17 protein-coding genes and 1 pseudogene are annotated in these 20453 nt (G+C 54.1%); 14 read left to right on the forward strand and 4 right to left on the reverse strand.

The genetic code is table 11. The features are described from left to right. Positions 1 to 185: 185 nt before the first annotated feature. A complete protein-coding gene (locus tag E1N14_RS17035; RefSeq protein ID WP_025009057.1) occupies positions 186 to 2048 on the reverse strand; it encodes a methyl-accepting chemotaxis protein in 1863 nt (620 codons plus the stop codon). A 293-nt stretch (positions 2049 to 2341) separates the two neighbouring features. Between E1N14_RS17035 and lhpI the strand changes: the two genes are divergently transcribed. From lhpI to E1N14_RS17055, 4 genes are all read left to right on the forward strand, one after another. Beyond that, on the forward strand, positions 2342 to 3298 hold the full coding sequence (gene lhpI / locus E1N14_RS17040) for a bifunctional Delta(1)-pyrroline-2-carboxylate/Delta(1)-piperideine-2-carboxylate reductase (RefSeq protein WP_025009056.1): 957 nt from the start codon (positions 2342 to 2344) through the stop codon (positions 3296 to 3298). Positions 3299 to 3535: 237 nt separating this feature from the next. Then, complete coding sequence (locus tag E1N14_RS17045) at positions 3536 to 4093, forward strand: RNA polymerase sigma factor (RefSeq protein WP_371873330.1); 558 nt, start codon at positions 3536 to 3538, stop codon at positions 4091 to 4093. Continuing rightward, positions 4090 to 4611: a hypothetical protein gene (locus E1N14_RS17050; protein ID WP_025009055.1), complete on the forward strand. Its 522-nt coding sequence runs from the start codon at positions 4090 to 4092 to the stop codon at positions 4609 to 4611. The genes E1N14_RS17045 and E1N14_RS17050 overlap by 4 nt, the downstream gene beginning before the upstream one ends. Further along, positions 4608 to 5546, forward strand: coding sequence for a DUF4097 family beta strand repeat-containing protein (locus E1N14_RS17055; protein WP_025009054.1), 939 nt, complete (start codon positions 4608 to 4610; stop codon positions 5544 to 5546). Before E1N14_RS17050 ends, E1N14_RS17055 begins: the two co-directional genes overlap by 4 nt. Positions 5547 to 5588: 42 nt before the next feature. On the opposite strand, the gene rsuA is transcribed toward E1N14_RS17055, so the two are convergent. Further along, positions 5589 to 6281: a 16S rRNA pseudouridine(516) synthase RsuA gene (rsuA, locus tag E1N14_RS17060; RefSeq protein ID WP_025009053.1), complete on the reverse strand. Its 693-nt coding sequence runs from the start codon at positions 6279 to 6281 to the stop codon at positions 5589 to 5591. Between the two features lie 236 nt (positions 6282 to 6517). On the opposite strand from rsuA, the gene E1N14_RS17065 reads away from it, so the two are divergent. The 5 genes from E1N14_RS17065 to E1N14_RS17085 all read left to right on the forward strand — a co-directional run bounded on the left by E1N14_RS17065 (position 6518) and on the right by E1N14_RS17085 (position 11288). Then, positions 6518 to 7036, forward strand: coding sequence for a sugar O-acetyltransferase (locus E1N14_RS17065; protein WP_037436240.1), 519 nt, complete (start codon positions 6518 to 6520; stop codon positions 7034 to 7036). Between the two features lie 190 nt (positions 7037 to 7226). Beyond that, entirely contained in the window at positions 7227 to 9326 is a 2100-nt protein-coding gene (locus E1N14_RS17070) for a M13 family metallopeptidase (RefSeq protein WP_062793873.1), read from the forward strand. A 142-nt stretch (positions 9327 to 9468) separates the two neighbouring features. Further along, entirely contained in the window at positions 9469 to 10251 is a 783-nt protein-coding gene (locus E1N14_RS17075) for a RelA/SpoT domain-containing protein (RefSeq protein WP_025009051.1), read from the forward strand. Between the two features lie 68 nt (positions 10252 to 10319). Further along, on the forward strand, positions 10320 to 10724 hold the full coding sequence (locus E1N14_RS17080; RefSeq protein ID WP_025009050.1) for an SMI1/KNR4 family protein: 405 nt from the start codon (positions 10320 to 10322) through the stop codon (positions 10722 to 10724). A 60-nt stretch (positions 10725 to 10784) separates the two neighbouring features. Then, entirely contained in the window at positions 10785 to 11288 is a 504-nt protein-coding gene (locus E1N14_RS17085) for a DUF4447 family protein (protein WP_025009049.1), read from the forward strand. A 46-nt stretch (positions 11289 to 11334) separates the two neighbouring features. Here the strand turns inward: E1N14_RS17085 and E1N14_RS17090 are convergent. Both E1N14_RS17090 and E1N14_RS17095 read right to left on the reverse strand, forming a co-directional pair. Continuing rightward, positions 11335 to 11952, reverse strand: a pseudogene (locus E1N14_RS17090) (glutathione S-transferase family protein); the annotation flags it as partial. Positions 11953 to 12180: 228 nt separating this feature from the next. Then, the gene (locus tag E1N14_RS17095) at positions 12181 to 14763 is read right to left on the reverse strand and encodes a TonB-dependent receptor (RefSeq protein ID WP_062793875.1); all 2583 of its coding nucleotides are present in this window, start codon (positions 14761 to 14763) and stop codon (positions 12181 to 12183) included. Positions 14764 to 14930: 167 nt separating this feature from the next. Between E1N14_RS17095 and E1N14_RS17100 the strand changes: the two genes are divergently transcribed. From E1N14_RS17100 to E1N14_RS17120, 5 genes are all read left to right on the forward strand, one after another. Beyond that, positions 14931 to 15476 (forward strand): PH domain-containing protein, encoded by a 546-nt coding sequence (locus E1N14_RS17100; protein WP_062793872.1) that lies wholly within the window; start codon positions 14931 to 14933, stop codon positions 15474 to 15476. Beyond that, on the forward strand, positions 15473 to 16753 hold the full coding sequence (locus E1N14_RS17105) for an Nramp family divalent metal transporter (RefSeq protein WP_025009047.1): 1281 nt from the start codon (positions 15473 to 15475) through the stop codon (positions 16751 to 16753). Before E1N14_RS17100 ends, E1N14_RS17105 begins: the two co-directional genes overlap by 4 nt. Before the next feature lie 9 nt (positions 16754 to 16762). Then, complete coding sequence (locus E1N14_RS17110) at positions 16763 to 17926, forward strand: serine hydrolase domain-containing protein (protein ID WP_062793871.1); 1164 nt, start codon at positions 16763 to 16765, stop codon at positions 17924 to 17926. A 104-nt stretch (positions 17927 to 18030) separates the two neighbouring features. Then, positions 18031 to 18495: a YehS family protein gene (locus tag E1N14_RS17115; protein WP_025009045.1), complete on the forward strand. Its 465-nt coding sequence runs from the start codon at positions 18031 to 18033 to the stop codon at positions 18493 to 18495. Positions 18496 to 18720: 225 nt separating this feature from the next. Continuing rightward, the gene (locus E1N14_RS17120) at positions 18721 to 20409 is read left to right on the forward strand and encodes an NAD-dependent malic enzyme (protein WP_062793870.1); all 1689 of its coding nucleotides are present in this window, start codon (positions 18721 to 18723) and stop codon (positions 20407 to 20409) included. The last annotated feature ends 44 nt before the right edge of the window (positions 20410 to 20453 follow it).

A 20453-nucleotide genomic window follows, 5' to 3' on the forward strand; every position in this document is an offset into this window, starting at 1 on the left:
TTTTTTATTCCCTGCCAGCTCCAAGCCTTTTGTGAACCAAAAACCTTTTACTTCAATCCCTGACAGACTCCTCGAAAAAAGCCGTCTGCACAGCAGAGCAAAAAAGAGCCACAACCGCTAAAGACTACGACTGCAACTAAAACAAAACCGCGGACATGCCGCGGTTTTCACCTGTGCCTGGAAAACTAGATTTTGAATTGGCTCACCGCCTGATGCAGGTAATCGGCGCGGTGGCGAACCTCATCGGATGCAGTGGCATTCTCTTCTGCCGCCTGAGCCGATTCCTCGGCAATATCGCGGATCACCACCACGTTCTTGTTCACCTCGGCGGCCACCATACTCTGCTCTTCAATGGCGGCGGCTATCTGAGTGCTCATGTCCATGATATTGGTGACATCGGCATTGATCTGCGCAAGCAAGGTGCCGGCACTGGCCGCCTGTTGGGCACTCTCACCGCCCTGCTTCTGACTCTGCTCCATGATATCCACAATCGAATGGGTACGGCTCTGCAGGGTTTGAATGATGCTGGCAATCTCTTCGGTCGACTCCTGAGTTCGCATCGCCAGACTGCGCACCTCATCGGCCACCACAGCAAAGCCTCTGCCTTGCTCACCGGCCCTGGCCGCCTCAATGGCAGCGTTCAGTGCCAACAGATTAGTTTGTTCGGCGATACCGCGGATCACATCCAGTACGCTGCCTATGGTCTGACTGTCTTTTTCAAGCTCGGCCACCACATTGGCCGAGTCATCCAACTGCTGTGCCAAAGACTGGATCTTGCTGATGGTATCCTCAACGCCAATCTGACCTTCCTGGGCATTGTGGTGGGTCTGCTCCGCCTTACCGGCGGCCAGTTCGGTATTCTTGGCAATCTCGTCTATGGTGGCGCCCATCTCGGTGATCGCTGTGGCAACCATATCGGTTTCATTCAGTTGCTTGGACACACCTTCCGAGGCGCTGATGGCGTTGCGGGACAGCTCTTCACAGGACTGGCGCATGGCATCAACAGATTCGATAACCTGCTCGATCAGCTTCTGGAAACTCTCCACCATGCTGTTGAAATGACGTCCTATCATGCCCAGTTCATCGTTGGAGCCCACATCGCAGCGTAGTGACAGATCTTTTTGCTGCTCAATGCGGGAAATAACGCCTGTGATACGCTCGACCGGCCCCATGATGCTGCGGATAATCACCACGGTGCTAATCACCAGCACCAAGGCGATCAGGCCAAACAGCGCCAATCCCAGCATGAAGCTGTTCTGCTGCTCGTTTTCCACCTTGGCTATCGCCAACTCTCTCAGCTTGGTGGATGAGCTTTCCGTGGCAAAGATCGCCTCTCGCAGCTGCCCCATCATGCCCTTGGACTCGTCGAGTCCCAGCTGCTGTTCCTTGGCCACCAAACTCTTGAAGCTTTGCTGGTACTTGCTCATCAGTTGCTCAATATTGCTACGAACACTGTAGTCCAGCAAACTGGCGCTCAAGGCTTCATTGAAGCGTTCAATATTGCTATCAAACTTATTGAGGTAGCTGAGATCCCGCCGCAACATAAAGTCTTTCTCGTTACGCCTCAGTTGCAGCATCAACACCATAAGCTCTGGCACGTTATGTTCTGCCACCAAGCTTTCGACATTGTGCACCGCAGAGCGTAACTCACCGTAGAGGCCACTCTTGGGATCCAGGCCTATCTCCTGTTGCAATTTCACCACACCGGCAAACAACTGTCGGTAGCTGGCCAAATCACGGTTAAAGCTGTTTATTGGTGCCTCGGGGAGATCATACTCCTTGAAGATGACCGCCAACTCTTGCATCAACTGCGCCGTGGCCTGTGCTTCCTGCTGATGTATCTCGACATACTTGAGATCCTGGCGGCCAAAAAAATCCTTTTCATTCTTGCGCATGCTTAATACTTCTTTGTCCAGCTCAACCACTTTCTGGATAGCGATGGACAGTTCAGTCTGCACCGAGCTGGAATATTGCTGCAGTGCAAACATCAATACCAAGGCGCCTATCGAAACAGCGGCACTCAGTAACAACTTGTGGCGAATAAGCATGGTGTTACCTCAATAAAAAACAGTCACTCTAAAAAAATAGTCGCAATTCTGTTGCCGTGTTAGCTGAGTTAATCCGGTAACAAAAATGTCACCTTATATTGTCAATGATTAACCTATTGAAAAACAGTCACTAGCCTTGTCACAGTGCAAAAAAAACTAAAAAAAATTCTATTAACTGAGTCAAAAAAACCGAAAGCGCCAAGCATCTGTCTTTCATGAGGGTTTTTGCCTTTCAAACAACAATTGCATACAGTATTCAAAAATTTAAAATGCACACAAGGAAGCGCAACACCATGAAAATCATTCCAGCAGAGCAAATCCAACAGGTGTTGGATTTCCCATCCCTGATAACCGCCCTCAAACATAGCTTTGCCAACGCCCCCGATCTTCCCAAGCGAAACCTTTACCCGCTGGACAACAGCAGCAAGGATGCCTTCGCCGTACTACCGGCTTGGGATGATTCGGCAATTGCCGTCAAGGCATTCAGTTACTTTCCGGAAAACCCCAGTCGCAATGCCGAGCTCAAGAGCCTCTACTCGCAGATACTGTTATTCAGCCGGGAAACAGGGGAACCCTTGGCTTTACTTGATGGCACCAGCATTACCTACTGGCGTACAGCGGCCGTCTCGGCCTTGGCCGCTGCTTCACTGGCACGGGAAGATGCCAGTCACCTGTTGCTGTTCGGCACTGGTAATCTGGCAAGCTATATGGCACTGGCTCATGCCGCCGTCAGACCGATAACCGAAATCGCTATCCGGGGCCGCAGCCGGGATAAGGCTGCCAGGGTAATGGAACAGATAGGTGCTAAACGCCCGGATATCCGACTCAGTTTTTGCGAGGAGATAGAGCGGGATGTTGCCAACGCCGATATCATCAGCTGCGCCACCGGCAGCCCCGTGCCTCTGTTTGATGGCAACTGGGTAACACCCGGTACCCATGTCGATCTGGTAGGCAATCATCATCAGGATGCGCGGGAGTGCGATACCAAGCTGGTGCTCAGATCTCAGGTCTTTGTCGATAACCGCAGCAATGTGTTTGCCGAGGCCGGAGAACTGCTGCTCCCCAAGGCCGAAGGCGTATTCCACCTGGAGCAGGTTAGCGCCGAGCTGGCCGAGCTTTGCCGCGCAGAACACAGCGGCAGACAAAACCGCGAGGAAATCACCCTGTTCAAGAGTGTTGGCAGCGCCTTGGGAGATTTATCGGCCGCCAATCTGGTGTATCGCACCCTGTATCCAGGCGATAACACTTGAATCTGCCCGCTCCCGGTCATTGGACTCGGCCAAATAACTGCAACAGAATAAAGCGTAGAAAACAGCCTATAATTGACAGTTAACAATAAAATCTAATAGATTGATTAACAATGACTTTTAAATAGAATCCTTCAGTAAGCAAAATACTGGAGGATTTTTTTAATTCTTTTTTAAACCTTTTAAGCGGGTCAAACTATCCAATTACCATGACTCGCCCAAACCATTAAGGACAGCCCAGTGAATGCCAGCCCGCAGCTGACAGAAACCAGATACCAGCAAGAAGTGGACTTCCCGCTGGTGCAGCGTGCCCGTTTGGGGGACAAGCTTGCCTTCGCCGAGCTCTACCGTCTGCACCATGGCAGAGTCTATGCACTGTGTTTGCACCTGGCCGGCCAGGTGCCACTGGCAGAAGAGATGACCCAGGACTGCTTTATCCGTGCCTGGGAGAAGCTGGACCAATTCCGCGGTGAAAGCAAATTCAGTACCTGGCTGCACAGCCTGAGCGTCAATCAGGCACTGAGTAGTTTGAAAAAACAGCGCAGCTTCTGGGCCAGATTTCTGCCTGTGACCACAGAGGCAGACACAGAAGAGTCGACCACAACCCACACGGAGGAAACCTCTGTGTTGGAGCGCAAGATCCTCAAGTTACCCGAGCGGGCCAGAGTCGTGTTTGTGCTGTTTGCCATTGAGGGCTACAGCCATGAAGAGATAGCCGCCATGATGGGCACAAGTACCGGCACCAGCAAGGCGCAGTACCACAGGGCAAGAAACTTGCTTCAGGAGATGTTGTCATGAACAAGCAGCCAACATTGGAACAACTGATAGAACAACTGCCACGGGAAAAAACACCCGAGCGCGACCTCTGGCCTGAAATCGCCGCCAGGCTGGAACAATCTCAGCCACCCAAGGCCGCAAAATCCAGCAACGGCTGGCGTAATCTGGCTATCGCCTGCAGCCTGCTGTTGGTGTCCCTGCTCGGCTATCAGGGATTGCAGCAAACCCAAAGCCGTGTCGACCCACAGATGCTGGCCATGCTGGAGCAGTTGCAGTATCAACACCAACAACAGGTGAAACAACTGGAAGCCAGTGTCAATTTCGGCCAATGGCAAAAGGTCAGCATGACCACGCCGCTCAGTCGCGGCATAGATGAACTCAGGGAAGCCGCAACGCAGATATTCCAGGCACTAAAACAAGACCCGACCGATCAACAACTTTGGCAACTCTGGCTTTGGGTACAGCAAAGGGAGATAGAGCTGCTCACCCGGGGTGAACAACTGCCAACTCAACTCGACCAACAAGGAATCAGCATATGAACAAGATATCACTAACCCTACTCTCCTCAGCCCTGCTGCTGAGCCCGGTATTGCATGCGGCCGAGAAGGTCGATCAAAGCGCGGCGCTGGAGTCCGGAGCCAAATTGAATATCAAGATCCAACGGGGAGAGGTGAAGATCCGCAGTTGGGACAAGGCTGAAGTCGCCATCAAGGGCAAGCTGGATGAGCTCAGTGAAGGCCTGGTGTTTGGTCAGCAGGGCGGTAGCTTTGTTATCGAAGACAAGCTGCCCAAGAGCTATAACAGCCGGGACAAAGACGGCTCAAAACTGGAGATCTTTCTGCCCGCCACAGTCAATATGAAGCTTAAAGGCGTTTCCGCTGATTATGACCTGCAAGGATTGGAGGGTGAGATCAGCTCGGCCAATGTCAGTGGCGATATCAAGGGCCAGGATCTCAAAGGCAATCTGCAACTGACAACGGTTTCCGGCAGTATCCACACCCAGAGGAACCAGGGTGAACTGTATCTGGAAACTGTTTCCGGCGACATTGAGGATAAACAGAGTCTGGGCAAGGTGAGTTATCGCCTGGTGAGCGGCAAACTGAACGCCGAGAGTGATGCCATAGAAGTGGAGCTGGATCAGGTCTCGGGCAAGAGTCAGTTGACCCTGAATACTCCCGAGTCACTCAAGGCCAGAACCGTCAGTGGCGACTTGAGTATTGCCATGCAGAGCCTGGCCGGCAATGCCAATGTCGATAGCGTCAGTGGCGATATTGAACTCAAGTTTGCCAAACTGCCGAATGCCGCCTTTGATATCAGCGGTGGCCCAGGTGGCAAGATTGACAACCAACTGACTCAGGACTCACCGAAAAAAGCCAAGTACACCAAGGCTGAATCGCTGCAGTTCCAAAGCGGTTCCGGCCAGGCCGATGTCAATATCAACACCATCAGCGGCCGGATTAAACTGCAGCAATAATCAGCTGTATCGCACCAAGGCGATTGCCTTGGTGCCTTTTCTTCAGCCTACCGAGGCTATCTCGGCTTCGGTCAGATAACGCCACTCACCGGGTTCCAGTTCACTATCCAGCTCTATGGCACCGATTGACTCACGATGCAGGGCTTCCACTTTATTGCCCACAGCGGCAAACATACGTTTCACCTGATGATATTTGCCTTCGGTAATGGTCAACAAGACTTCGGTCGGGCTAATCAGCTGCAGCTGCGCCGGCCGGGTCAGCCCCTCTTCCCGGTGCAGCGCCAGGCCGGCGGCAAATTGTGGGATCAAGTCTTCAGTAACTGGGCTGGCCAGCCACACCCGGTAGCGTTTGCCGCATTCCTTCTTGGGAGAGGTTAGCTTGTGCGACCACTGACCATCATCGGTAATCAACACCAGACCTGTGGTATCAGCATCCAGGCGCCCGGCAATGTGCAGATTCTCGGGCTTTTCGATCTCCAGTAGACTGATGACCGAAGGATAGACCTCATCCACGGTTGAGCAGATGGTATCGACCGGCTTATGCAACATCAGATATCTGTTGCCTATCAAGCTGATAGGTTCACCATCGAAACACACTCTCATGCCATCACGCACCTTGAAGCTGGAGTCCTTGACGATTTCACCATCGACACTGATTTCACCGCGGTGCAGCGCCTTCTTGGCCATGGAACGGGTCAGCTCTGTAGACTCACAGATAAATTTATCTAAACGCACTTGGCTATCCAACCTCTTGAGTTTATGCCGTGTCAATTGCGCGCCATTATGGAGCCTGACGGACTAAAGGGCAAAGACTTGCTTGCGTACCAGCTACACCGGCTGCAGACTCGGGATATCCACCTCACGATAAGGCCATCTAGCCTAATATGCAGACCGATATTCAAGACTCTCAAGCCGCCAATAACTCCTTGACTGAAACCGACAACCCGGCCTTGGCGAAAATTTATCACAAGATGATCAGCGGCGAGGAATATTGCTGTGTGGATCCTGAACTGCTGCGTTTTCGTGCCAAACAGCAAGGGCTAAACCGCAAAGCCAATCTGGATCCCGATGGCCATATTCCTCCAGGACTACTGCCCAATCTGGCACCGAGTGCCATGATCTGCACGCCATTCTTTGTCAGTTATGGCATCAATCTGCAACTGGCATCCGGAGTATTTATCAATACCAACGCCACTTTGCAGGACAATGCCCCCATCACAATCGGCGCCAACAGCATGCTGGGCCCCAATGTGCAGTGCTATACGGCAACCCACCCGCTGGAGGCAACTCCCCGCATTGCCGGGCTGGAAACCGCCCGCGCCATACATATAGGTGAGCGGGTTTGGATCGGGGGTGGCGCCATCATATTGCCAGGCGTGCACATAGGTGACGAGGCTGTCGTCGCAGCCGGCAGCGTGGTCACCAAGGATGTACCCGCCAGCACCCTGGTGGCCGGAAATCCAGCGCGGGTCAAACGCTCACTCAAATAAGCGCCTGTAACCTTTGCTTACAACTCCCGCGGCGCCGAGGCTCGCTGTCATCGCTACGGGACTTGTTTACATTCCCACACAGGCCTTAACATAGGCATCACTGCGGTTTTTCCCGAACAAACGGGTGTGCAGCCAATCTGATAAAAATGTCCCCTCGCGGGACACCAAAGAACAAAGAAAAGGAAACAGCATGAGAAAAGTACTCATTGGGGGATTGTGTGCCTCACTCATCGCAGGCCTATCTGCCTGTAATGACAAAACGGCTGAGACCCAGGCTGAAACAGCCAAACAGCCGGAAGTCGCCAAAACCGCAACTGCCACCGCCGTCAGCCAAGCTCTGGGCTCGGGGATTGAATTTGCCAACTTTGACAAGTCTGTTCGTCCTCAGGATGACTTCTATACCTATGTCAACGGCGGCTGGATCAAGAACACAGAGATCCCGGCAGATCGCACCAGCACAGGCGCTTTCTATGATCTCAGGGAAAAATCCCGTGACGATGTCAAAGCCATTATTGAAGAAGTGGCGCAGAGCAAAGATCTCAAGCCCGGCAGCGACGAGCAAAAAGTGGCCGATCTTTACCGCTCCTTTATGGACAGCGATACGCTCAACCAGTTGGGGATCAAGCCACTGGAGAGCGAGCTGGCAATCATAGATGCCATCAAAGACAAGCAAGCACTGGCGGCCTACTTCGGCAAGAGCCAAATTCTCGGTGGCGGCACGCCCATGGCCTTCTATATCGATGTCGATGCCAAGGACTCCAGCCGCTACGCCACCCATATCTGGCAATACGGCCTGAGCCTGCCGGAGAAAGACTATTACTTCAACGAAGGTGAGCGTTTCGTCAACATCCGCAAGGCCTTTGTTGAGCATATCGCCAAGATGTTCACCCTTGCCGGTTTTGCCGAGCCACAACAAAGCGCCGAAGCCATCATGAAGCTGGAAACCGCTATTGCTGCCAAGCATTGGGATGTGGTCGAAAGCCGTGACAGCACCAAGACCTACAACAAATTTGAGGTCAAAGAACTGTCAACATTGGCGCCGGACATCGACTGGAACGCCTACCTGACTGCGCTTGGCGCCGACAAGCAAGCCGATATCATCATTAATCAGCCCAGCTTTATCGAAGGTCTGAACCAGATAGTCAAAGACACAGATCTGGCAACCTGGAAGACATATATGCGTTGGCAGCTGTTGACCCACTTCGCCTCAGATCTGAGCGAGCCGCTGGATAAAGAAAACTTCGAGTTCTTCGCCAAGACACTCAACGGTCAGCAAGAACAGGAACCTCGTTGGAAGCGCGGTGTAGCCAAGGTCAACAGCCTGCTGGGTGAAGTCGTGGGTAAAGTATACGTCAAGCGCCACTTCGCCCCTGAAGCCAAGGAGCGGATGGAGCATCTGGTGGAAAACCTGCGCGGTGCCTACGCCGACAGCATAGATGAACTGGAGTGGATGGGCGCAGACACCAAAGTCGCCGCCAAGGAAAAACTGGCCAAGTTCAACCCGAAAATCGGCTATCCCGACAAGTGGGAAGACTACAGCAAGCTGACTATCAAGGCTGACGACCTGGTCGGTAACGAGATCCGCGCCGGTGAAGTGGAACATCAGAAGCAACTGGCCAAGTTGGGCAGCCCCATAGACAAAGGCGAATGGCACATGACGCCACAAACCGTCAACGCCTACTACAACCCGACCATGAACGAAATCGTGTTCCCGGCCGCCATCTTGCAGCCACCTTTCTTTAATATGGCTGCCGACGATGCCGTCAACTATGGTGGTATAGGTGCGGTTATCGGCCATGAGATGGGTCACGGCTTTGACGATCAGGGTGCCAAGTTCGACGGCGAAGGCAATATGCGCGACTGGTGGACCGAGCAGGATCTGAAAGAGTTTGCCGCCCGCGGCAAGGCGCTAATCGCCCAGTACGACGGCTACTATGTGTTTGACGACCTGCACGTTAACGGCAGTCTGACCCTGGGTGAAAACATCGGCGATCTCTCTGGTGTCACCATAGCCTACAAGGCCTACAAAAAATCCTTGGCGGGCAAAGAGGCTCCGGTAATCGACGGTCTGAGCGGTGATGAACGCTTCTTCCTCGGATTCGCCCAAATCTGGCGCGCCAAGATCAAAGAGGAAGCCATGCGCAACCGAGTGGCCACAGATCCTCATTCACCGGCCAAGTTCCGCGCCATAGGTTCACTGTCCAATATGCCGCAGTTCTACAGCACATTTGACGTGAAGCCAGGTGACGGCATGTATATTGAACCGGCCCAGCGCGTAAAAATCTGGTAATTTTACGCTTGCTCAGAAAGGCGCCTCAAGGCGCCTTTCTTTTTAGATGAATAAAGTTTCATTTGAGGTTCAGCAAGGGTTCAGAGCCAAGTGCTACATTGGAGTCAAAGCCACTTAGAAGTCATTCTGGATGCGAGGCCCCATGACCCGATTATTCCGCACTTTCCTGGTTTTCCTGTTACTGCTTTCGGCGCGCACCGCCTACGCTCAGCCTTCAGAATATGAAGCTGAACTGAGAGAAGACAGCAGTTACAGCCTGCGCCAAAACTCGGCCCTCCCATTCAATGCCCTCAAGAAACAAAGCTTCAGCGCCCCAAGGCAACCCGTCTCCAGCCTCAATGCCCTCTATCAGCAGGCACCTATGGCACAAAATGAACTGCACAGTCTCCTGTCACAGGTAGCCAATCAGAGCGAGACCGAGCTGCAACTGGCCAAAGTGAAAGAGCGTCAACGGGCCGAAGCCAAGGTGGCGCACAAGCTGAATAACGACCCTGCCGCCCTGACAGATCTGGTGCGAGCCACCCTGATAGCCGACAGCCTTGATGATCTGCAGCTGGCCTTTGACAGCCTGAAGCAACAGGCCAATGTGCTGCAGGTCAAAGACAGGTTTGCCCAGCCCAAGGCCTCCGGCTATCGGGATATCAACCTGCTGCTGCAACTGCCGAAAAGTGGCCTGATTGCCGAAGTCCAGTTGCACTTAAGGGAGATTGCCGCCATCAAAAACGGCGCCGAGCACCAAGTCTATGAAGCAGTGCAGGCGATGGAACATAAGGCTGCCCGCGAGCAAAGGCCGCTGAGCGAGCTGGAACTGGCCCGGATCCAGAAGCTGCGCCAGGAATCACACAAGCTGTACCACAAAGCCTGGTTGGGTTATAAACGCCAACAAACCCAGACTCTTGGCATAGAAAATACCATAGTCGCCTGACAAAGCTTGTCAGCGGCCAACAAGCCGCTATACTCCAGCGCATTGACCCTCGGCCAAAGCGTAAAATCATGCATGAAATCATAGAGCAACTGCAGGAACTGTCAGAGCAGGTTCCCGTACCGCTGGATCTGCCCGGCTTTGACGATCTGGTGGATATCGAAGAGCAGATACTCATCCCTCTGCCTGCGGAGCTGAAAGAATATCTGCTGCATGTCAGTGATGTTATCTATGGCAGCCTGGAGCCTGTGACCGCTGCCGATCCCCACTCCCACACCTATCTGCCGGAAGTGACCTCCTATGCCTGGTCGCTGGGAATGCCCAGAGATCTGATTGCCATCTGCCAAACCGGTGATGACTTTTACTGCATAGATCAGGAAGGTGTGGTCTACTTCTGGAACCAGGACGGCCTGGATGAAGAAGATTGCTGGGAGTCATTCTGGCAATGGGTCGAAGACGTCTGGCTGCAAAGCTGACACAGGTCGGCATTCCCTAGGCGCCCCGCCATCAGACACATAGAAAAAACAGGAAGCATTATGTCCAAACAATATCCGCTCAACGCCATCGAATTTCAGTGCCTGCGCCAATCTCTTGGCTTGGGTACCGCCCAGGCCGCCGAGTTGCTGAAAGTCGATGAAGCCGAGTTGCTCTCCTGGGAAACGGGCGAGGCGCAGGTAAGCGAACTGGCCCAGAAAAAACTGCTGGAAATCGACGATATTATCGAAATGCAGGTGCTGAACACCTGTGATGGTATCGAGGCCATGTTCAAGAAAGAACCCAAGCGCCGTTTGGCCTTTGTGGTTTATCCCACCCAGGCGATTTACATCCAGTACAACCCTGAGTTTTTAAGCTCGTTGCCACTCACTGAGCTGTACAACACCGCCGCCTGGCGGATCAAGAAAGAATGCAAACTGGTGCTGGAAGTGGATATCAGCCTGGTGCCATTGGATGTGGAATCCTACAAGGCCTTCAGAGAGCAGCAAGGCGGGCTGGGTGAGAGCCGCGAAAGCCGCGCCAAGTGGGCGGCCGCGCAGCTCTGAAATATCACGGCCCTGAAATACCGCGGCTTTGAAACCAGAGTTTGAATTAATCAGTTAAATTGGCGCTGGCTTTGTCCAGCGCCTTTTTCATGGCCGGACGCAGGTTAAGCCTGTCTCGGTAAGCCGCCAGTTTGGGCGGGATCTGTTGCTCAAAAATGGTGGCCCAGTTCAGGGTATGGGCCAGCAGTATATCGGCCACAATCAATTCATCACCGAGCAAAAATGGGCTATCAGGCAGCCACTGCTCGGCAATGGCCGCGGCCTTGTTGAACTCCCATACGGCCGTGGCTTGAATCGCCGCCACCCGCTGCTCCTCCGGCAAGGCAAACCTGTGCTTGCCCATGGTCCATAACGGCTGCTCCAACTCGGTTATCACAAAGCTCAACCATTGATGATGATGCCCGGAGGCTGCCGTGCCTGGCTTGGGCAACAAACGCCCCTCACCGTAACGCTCGGCCAGATAGAGCATAATGGCCGCCGATTCGGTCAATACCAGACCGTCATCCTCGAGCACGGGGATTTTGCCGCAGGGATTAAGCGCCAGGAACTCAGGAGTGCGGTTCTGCTGCTTGGCCATATCAACAAAGTGAAACTCCCAGGGCAGTTCCAGCTCTTCCAACAACCAGGAAACCCGCAGCGCCCTGCTTCGCGGCGTGCCATAGAGTCGCTTTCCTTAAATTGCCCTGTCGCCATAAGCAATGGCTAACGCAGGTATGGTGGCAGAAAAGGCGCCCGCAGGCGCCATGATGATAAGGTCAACAACAACAAGATACTCCCACTGCCTCAAGCTTGTCACTCTGTCCTTATTTCTCGGCTCTTATCTCTCACCTCTTATCTCAACTCTCCAGCATCCGACCCTTGCCAGTTTGCCATCAAGGGCCGGGGGGCTGCCTCAGAAGTTAAGACTGACCTTGGTGTAGATGAAACGGCCTCTGGGATTATGCACAGACATCACATAGCCATAGAGATCCGCATCGCCATCGCCTATGGCAAACGGCGGCTCTTCATCCAACAGGTTGTTGACCCCGAGCGTCCACTTGAACATCTCGTTGAAACGGTAGGAAGCCTGCAAGTCCACCAGGAACTGGGCATCCACCATACGTGACTTGTTCTCGGTAAAGTCGAGGGCGCCGTCGAAGTTGATGTCCGGCGTATCTTCAAATTCGCCTATGTAGCTGACATTGAGGTTGGCGGCAAAGTCGCCCATGGTCCAGTTAGTGCTGGCCAGCCAGCGGTACTGGGGATACTCATACTCGCCGGTATAATCCAGGCCGTCCTTTTCAAACTTGTCCAGATAGCTCCACTCAAGACCAAACTTGAGATCGCCATAGCTGTCCAGTTCCAGACCGTAGTGAGCCGAGATATCCAGGCCCTGTGCCTCCTGGGAGCTTAAGTTAACAAAGCTTGAGTGAATCACATCAAGCACCCCGAGCGGCTCGCCACCGGCGGGGGGCAGGCGCACACAGATAGCGCTGTTTTGATCATTACAGTTGGCGGCATAGATATCGCCCAGTGGCTGCTCGTCTATCTTGTTGTCCTGGGTGATGTTCCAGATATCGAAGCCGATATCGAACTTCTGGCTCGGCGCCCAGATCATGCCTATGTTCCAGGTTTCCGACTCCTCGGCATCCAGATCCGGGTTACCGGCAAATACCGTGTTGTAATCCAGCACCTCACAGTCGGCCTCTGAGATACCCTGAGCGGCGCAGGCATAGGTATCTTTAAAGAAGTTACTCTTTTCCGAAGGGCCCAGGCCTATCTGGGCCAGCGATGGCGCCCGGAACCCCTGGGCCCAGGAGGCGCGCATGCTCAAGTCTTCTGTCATGCCCCAATGGAACGCCACCTTGGGATTGGTGGTGGAGCCAAAATCGCTGTAGTGATCGTAGCGCCCCGCCAGTTGCAGCTCGAAGCTGTCGGTCACCGGAATGGAAAACTCCAGGTAGGCGGCATACTGATCACGCTCGGCCGCGGCGGAAACCGCTTCAGTCCCGAAGATAAGCCCGCGCTGGAACTGCTCATCGGGCACATCGCTGACATCCTCTTCACGATATTCCATCCCGGCGGCCAGCATGATATCCCTGTCTGCCAGGGTAAAGGCATGCCCCGAAATGCTGGCATCATAGGCGGTAATATGTGACTTGCCCTGACGCACCAGACTGGTGGTAATGGCATCTATCACTTCGGGTGAGTTGATGGTGCCGCCAAAGGGGTTGTAGTTGCCGAGATTGATTTGCTCCTGCAGATAGTCCACCCGCACCCAGCCCTGGCTGCGATCCCCTGTCTGGGTCGACTCACTGCGCCCCTTTTGGGCCGAGACTTCCCAGTCCCACTCCTTGAAGCTGCCGCGCAGACCGGCCACCAATCTCAAGCTGTCGGACTCGATATCCCAGCGGCGGGGACCGGCATCCACTGTGCGGAAGCGGCCTATGTCGATGTCCTGACCAAAAGGATTGTTGGGATGTGAACCGGGAACCGTCAAACCTGCGGTTTCACCCAGCGGTGTGGCGGCACCACCGGCCTTGGAGGTATTGTGCTGAGCCGCCAGCTCCAAAAAGGCAGTCAGTGAGTCACTCAGGTGATACTCAAACTGACCTATGGCGCCTATGCGCTCGGCCTCGGGGATCACCAAGTTATAGGGGCCATAATCGAACAGGCAGCTGCCGCTCGATGTGGCGGAATCGGCCGGACAAGCCGGATCTATGGTCTTGACGCCATTGACATAGAAATACCCCGGAAAACCCCGGGAAGAACGGAAATCCTCCCCGCCCCAGGGCGACTGATTGGCGGTACCAAACTGCCCCATCTCATCGGCACTCAGGGTCGAGTTGCTGAAATAATCCAGGATCACAGACGCGCTGCCCTTGTCACTCATGGTGCCCCACACCAGACTGGCGGTCTTTTCGTTGTAATTGGGGCCATCTGTGGCGCCATAGCCGAGATTGACTTCAATGCCTTCGATGTTTTTCCTCAGCACTATGTTGACCACCCCGGCGATGGCATCCGAGCCATAGATGGCCGAGGCGCCGTCCTTGAGTATATCTATCCGCTCAATGGCCGATACGGGAATGCTGTTGATATCGACAAAAGAATTGCTGACCCCTTCGGCAAAGGCACTGATGGAAACCCGGCGACCATTGATCAGCACCAGGGTCGCATCCGGCCCCATGCCACGCAGGCTGATGGCGGCGGCACCGTTGGCGGTAGAGTCCTGGCTGTTACCGCGGGTGGAGAAAGTGCCGGCCCCGGCCGCCGGCATCCTTTCCAGCAACTGTTGCAGGTTGTCATAGCCCATGTTGGCAATATCTTCTTTGCCTATGGATTGAATGGGCGATGGGCCTTCCATATCGGTACGTTTGATCCGCGAGCCTGTGACTTCGATGCGCTCCACAGACTCCTCGGCCGCGAAGGATTCACCGGCAGAGGTCAAGGCAAGTGCCACGGCGCAGGCACTCAGGGTGAGGTGAGGTCTGTTCATAATCATCCCTAATTTCTTCAGTTGTTTTTTGGAAAAACAACCACGACTACAAACTTCCGTGTTGTCATATTTTTATAACATTTACCAATTCAACTTAAACTCTTTAATATCTAAAGTCAATGCCTCTAACTGGGGTAAATTTGATTTTACTGATATAGGAAGTCGCCATGCCCACAGCCGCCGCGCCACTGCTTCAGGCCCGCTTTGCCGATAATCTCGGACTCTATTGGTTGATGTCTGGTGTGTTCACTCTCTGCCTCAGTATTGTCGGCATTCCCTTGTTGCTGCTATGGCTGCCCATTGGCTTGTGGGGCACACGCCGCTATATCGCCAACATGAGCGCCGAGCTGACCGAACGTAAGCTAGTAGTGCGCCGCGGCCTGCTGACCCGTACCGAAAATACTGTGCCCTTGGATAAAATCACCGACATGGCGCTTATTCAGGGGCCATTGATGCGCCTGTTCGGTCTGAAGAAACTCAAGGTGGAAACCGCCGGACAATCCGGCAATGACGCCCTGATAAGCCTGGTTGGCATAGTCGATGCCGACGGATTTCGCGCCGCTGTGCTGGCACAAAAAGAGCGTTTGGATCACAAGGAGCCAAGCTCAAATGGACAGGACAGCAACCATGAGCAACTGATGTTACTCAGGGAGATCCGCTCCTCACTGGTCAATATCGAATCCTTACTGGCCCGGGAAAAGAGCTCGCCATGAATGACACCATACTGAATCGAAAAGGTTTTTCTTTCACTCACCTTAGACACCTAATGGCCGCCATGGGCCCGGGCGTACTGGTGGCCGCAGCGGCCATAGGCGCCTCGCACCTGGTGGCTTCAACCCGTGCCGGCGCCGAATTTGGCTGGCAGTTGGCCTGGCTGGTGGTGCTGGTCAATCTGCTCAAATATCCTTTCTTTGCCGCCGGAGCCAGATACACGGCGGCGACCGGCGAGAGTCTGCTTGAGGGCTATCTCAGGCAAGGAAAAGGCTATCTGTGGCTGTTCAGTCTGCTCAATCTTGTTGCTGCCATTGCCAGCACCGCCGGGGTCAGCATGCTGAGTGCCGCCATGCTGACTCAGTTTGTGCCGCTCGGCATAGATATTCTGTCTTTTATCGTGCTCTGCGCCAGTTTGCTGCTGTTATTGCTTGGGCGCTATAGCCTGCTTGATCGCATGACCAAAGTTGTGATGGCGCTGTTGACCCTGGGCACTCTGACCGCCGCGGCCATGATGCTGGGGGTGGAGTCTGTGCTGGATAAAGACTTCGTCTCCCCCTCTCCCTGGCAATGGGCCTATCTTGGGTTTTTGATCGCCATGATGGGCTGGATGCCGGCACCGATTGAAGTCAGCGCCTGGAACTCACTGTGGCTACTGGAGAAACAGCGCATCAATCAACAGCAGGCCGCTCTGAGCGCTGCCCAGGCCAGGTTGGATTTCGATATCGGCTATTGGCTCACCGCCTTGCTGGCACTGGTGTTTCTCAGCCTGGGTGCCGGAGTCATGCATGGCTCGGGAGCCTCCTTTGCCGACTCGGGAGCCCAGTTTGCCGGGCAGTTGATCTCCCTCTACGCCAGCGTGCTCGGGGAGTGGAGCCGTATGCTTATCGCCTTGGTGGCGCTGCTGTGTATTTTCTCCACCACTGTCACTGTGCTCGATGGTTACAGCCGCACCCTGGATGCCGGTTGGCGCCTGCTGCTTGAGCGCCGCCCCAGCGGTAAACGCCTGGCTGGGATCATGCTGGTTATGTCGCTGCTGGCCTTGCTGCTGATCCTGTTCTTCAAGGGTGCCTTGCTATCACTGTTGGAATTGGTGATGATCCAGGCCTTTATGACCACCTGTATTTTTGCCTGGTTGAATCTACGGCTGATGAGTTCCAAAACCCTGCCGACTGAGGCCCGTTACGGCAGGGGCATGCAACTCTGGGGCTGGCTGGGACTCGGTTACCTGTTTGGCTTTGCGCTGCTGTTTATCTATTGGTATTGCTACATCAAATAAGGAAGTTGCATGAACTCCTCACCGCTGGCGCAGCCGCGCTTTTTAGGACTAAAACTCTCATCGACAGTCAAAGGCATGAGCATGGCCTGCCTGCTGGGATTCACTCTTAGCCTAAGCGCTGCGCCGAGATCCGAACAAGAGCCGGCACCAGGCAAGGATTCGGCGCCATCTGTCTGCCACAGCGAAGAGCTGACACGACAGCTGCTGCTGATAATCAAGCAAAACCCCCTGCCCTTCAGCGGCGTAATCGAGTTGAGGCAAGGTAAAAAGATACTGCTGAGCCATGCGGCCGGAGAAAGCCAGGGCAAACCCATCACCTCTGATAGCCAATTTGTGCTGGGTTCACTGTCAAAGCAAGTGTTTGCCGTCTTGGTGATGCGGGCGATAGAAAGAGGCGATTTCAAGCTCAATGACAGCGCCGCCGCCCTGCTCGGCAAAGAGGCCGAACTGGATCCGGCCATCACAGTTGCCATGCTGCTGAGCCACACATCCGGCATGGGCATCCAAGGACAAGCCTTGCTGTTCACCCCGGGCAGCGATTTTAAATACAGCAATGACAATTATTGGCTACTGGCCGAGATCCTCAAGCGTGAAGGCAGCAGCGGTACTCAATTGCTGCAGCGCTTCTTTGATGCCGAGGGGCTTGAGCTCAAGGCCCGCACCGGCAGTATCGAAAGTATCCAGGAACAGTTACCCAATCTGGCGATAGGAAGAGCCGAGACAGACAGCGGCTTTGAAAGTGTGGCCGAGCAGTTAACCCTCACAGATAAGCTACTGGCCAGCGGCGCCCTTATTGGTTCCGCCTCCGCCTTTGCCGATTTTCAGCAGGCCCTGCATCAGGGGCAACTACTTAGCCGTGGCGGCTATTTGCAGTTGCTGGCGCCGAGAGGCAAACGCCCCCATCGTTGGGGCGAGCTGAATTATGCCGCCGGAATACAACTGAGCCCTGAGTTGCCCCTGGAGTTCAGCCACAGTGGTTACATAGCGGGTTATATCAGCACTGCGATTTATTATCCGGACTCGGGCTTCAATCTGGTGGTACTGGAAAACACCTCTTGGTCACTCAAAGATATAGGCCGGGTGTTCGCCCTTCACGACAAGCTGCGACAGGCGGTGCGCGAAACGGCCGCGAACTGTCCACTGGAAAAAGCGGCAAATCTGCCCGGCTTTTAGGTATAATGCCGCAATATTGCGGAGCCTCCGCGCCTAACGCACCTAAGTCAATCGCCAGACAGTGTTAAAACTAAGCCGGGAGTCAAACCGGCCCAGGGACATTCATGACCAACAACGATATTCTGCGCCGCTTGCGCTTTGTCTTTAATTTCAACGACTCCAAGGTATTGCGTCTCTACGCCAAAATGAAGCGTGAAATGAGTGAAGCTGAGCTGGCCGGCCTGCTCAAGAAAGAAGATGAAGAAGGGTTCCGTCCCTGTGACGATCGTACCCTGTGCCAGTTTCTCGATGCCGTGATCATCGACAAACGCGGCCTGCGTCCCGGCAGTGGCATTCCGCAGCCGCTACCCAGCCTGAACAACAACATCATCTTCAAGAAACTCAGAATCGCCTTGGAACTGAAAGAAGAAGATATTATTGCCATTCTTGAACTGGCCAACTTCCGCATCGGCAAGGCTGAGCTGAGCGCCCTGTTCCGCAATCCTGAGCACAAGCATTACCGCTACTGTGGTGATCAGTTGATGCGTAACTTTATCAAAGGCTTGTCACTTAAATACCGCGGTAAGTAAGCCAACAAGTAACAGCTGATATCTCCTTTGGAACCAGGCATCCGTCTGGTTCTTTGTTTTGTGTCGTTACCCTCTTAGGCTCAGGCCAACCCGGTTTGCCGCGTTTTAAACAAAATTTTTGCTCAAGCCCTCGCCTACAGGCAACAAAGATCACATTTCGTGGTAACCTATGCGGATTTAGATCACAGCCCGTCATCCACAAGCAAAGAACATAAAAGGTTAGCCATGGACGATAATAAACGCCCCTTATATCTGCCTTTTGCCGGTCCGGCTATTCTCGAAGCGCCGTTGATCAACAAAGGTAGTGCATTTACCGAGGAAGAGCGTATTTTCTTCAACCTCGAAGGCCTGGTGCCCTACGTGATTGAAACGATCGAAGAGCAGGCCTCACGTGCCTACGATCAGTTCAAGAACTTCAGCAATGATCTGGACAAGCATATCTATCTGCGCAACATCCAGGACACCAACGAGACCCTCTTCTATCGTCTGGTTCAGAACCACATCACAGAGATGATGCCTATCATCTACACCCCAACCGTCGGGTTGGCCTGTGAACGCTTCTCCAAAGACTACCGCCGTAACCGCGGCCTGTTTATCTCCTATCCGAACAAGGATCGCATCGACGACATCCTCAACAACTCCACCCGTCACAAGGTGAAGGTGATAGTGGTTACCGACGGTGAGCGTATATTGGGGCTGGGCGATCAGGGGATCGGCGGCATGGGGATCCCGATTGGAAAGCTGTCGCTCTACACCAGTTGCGGCGGCATCAGCCCGGCTTACACTCTGCCCATTACCCTGGATGTGGGAACAGATAACCCGCATCTGCTGGAAGATCCCATGTATATGGGTTGGCGCCACCAGCGCATAGGCGGTGAAGAATATCTGGAATTTATTGAAGCCTTTATGCAGGCGGTTCATCGCCGCTGGCCCGAGGCCTTGATCCAGTTTGAAGACTTCGCCCAGAAAAACGCCATGCCGCTGCTGGAGCGTTACAAGGATAAATACTGCTGTTTCAATGATGACATTCAGGGAACCGCCGCCATCACAGTTGGTTCACTGCTCGCTGCCTGTAAGGCCGCCGGCACTCAGTTGAGCCAGCAAAGAGTTGCCTTCCTCGGCGCCGGCAGCGCAGGCTGTGGCATCGCCGAAGCGATTATTGCTCAGATGGTTTCCGAAGGGATCAGTGATGAGCAGGCCAGGCGCCAGGTGTTTATGGTCGATCGCTGGGGACTGTTGCAGGACAATATGCCCAACCTGTTGCCATTCCAACAGAAACTGGCGCAAAAGCGCGAAGAGCTGCAGCAATGGAGCAATTTCGGTGACAACATCTCATTACTGGATGTGGTCAACAACGGCAAGCCGACTGTGCTTATCGGGGTTTCCGGCGCCCCAGGGCTGTTCAGCGAGGAGATCATCCGCGCCATGCACAGCCACTGCCCAAGACCGATAGTGTTCCCGCTGTCCAACCCCACCAGCCGGGTTGAAGCCACGCCCAAGGATATTTTGCATTGGACCAATGGCCAGGCACTGGTTGCCACCGGCAGCCCCTTTGAGCCTGTGGTCATAGACAATCAGACCTATGAAATCGCCCAGTGCAACAACAGCTATATCTTCCCCGGCATAGGCCTTGGGGTATTGGCCAGTGGTGCCAAGCGGGTCTCTGATGAGATGCTGATGGCCTCCAGCCGCGCCCTGGCGGAATGCTCGCCGCTGGCACTCAACGGCAGTGGTTCTCTGCTGCCTAAGCTGGAAGAGATCCAGAAGGTCAGCAAGCACATCGCCTTTGCCGTCGGCAAGGTCGCCATCGAACAGGGTCACGCTTTGCCGACTTCCGATGAGCTGCTGTTGCAGGCCATAGAAAGCAATTTCTGGCAGCCTGAGTATCGCCGCTACAAACGTACTTCCTTCTAAGAGCGTCCGTGCCCATAAAAAACCGGCTTTATGCCGGTTTTTTA

This window comes from Shewanella algae, from assembly GCF_009183365.2.
In the GTDB taxonomy this organism is placed as follows: domain Bacteria; phylum Pseudomonadota; class Gammaproteobacteria; order Enterobacterales; family Shewanellaceae; genus Shewanella; species Shewanella algae.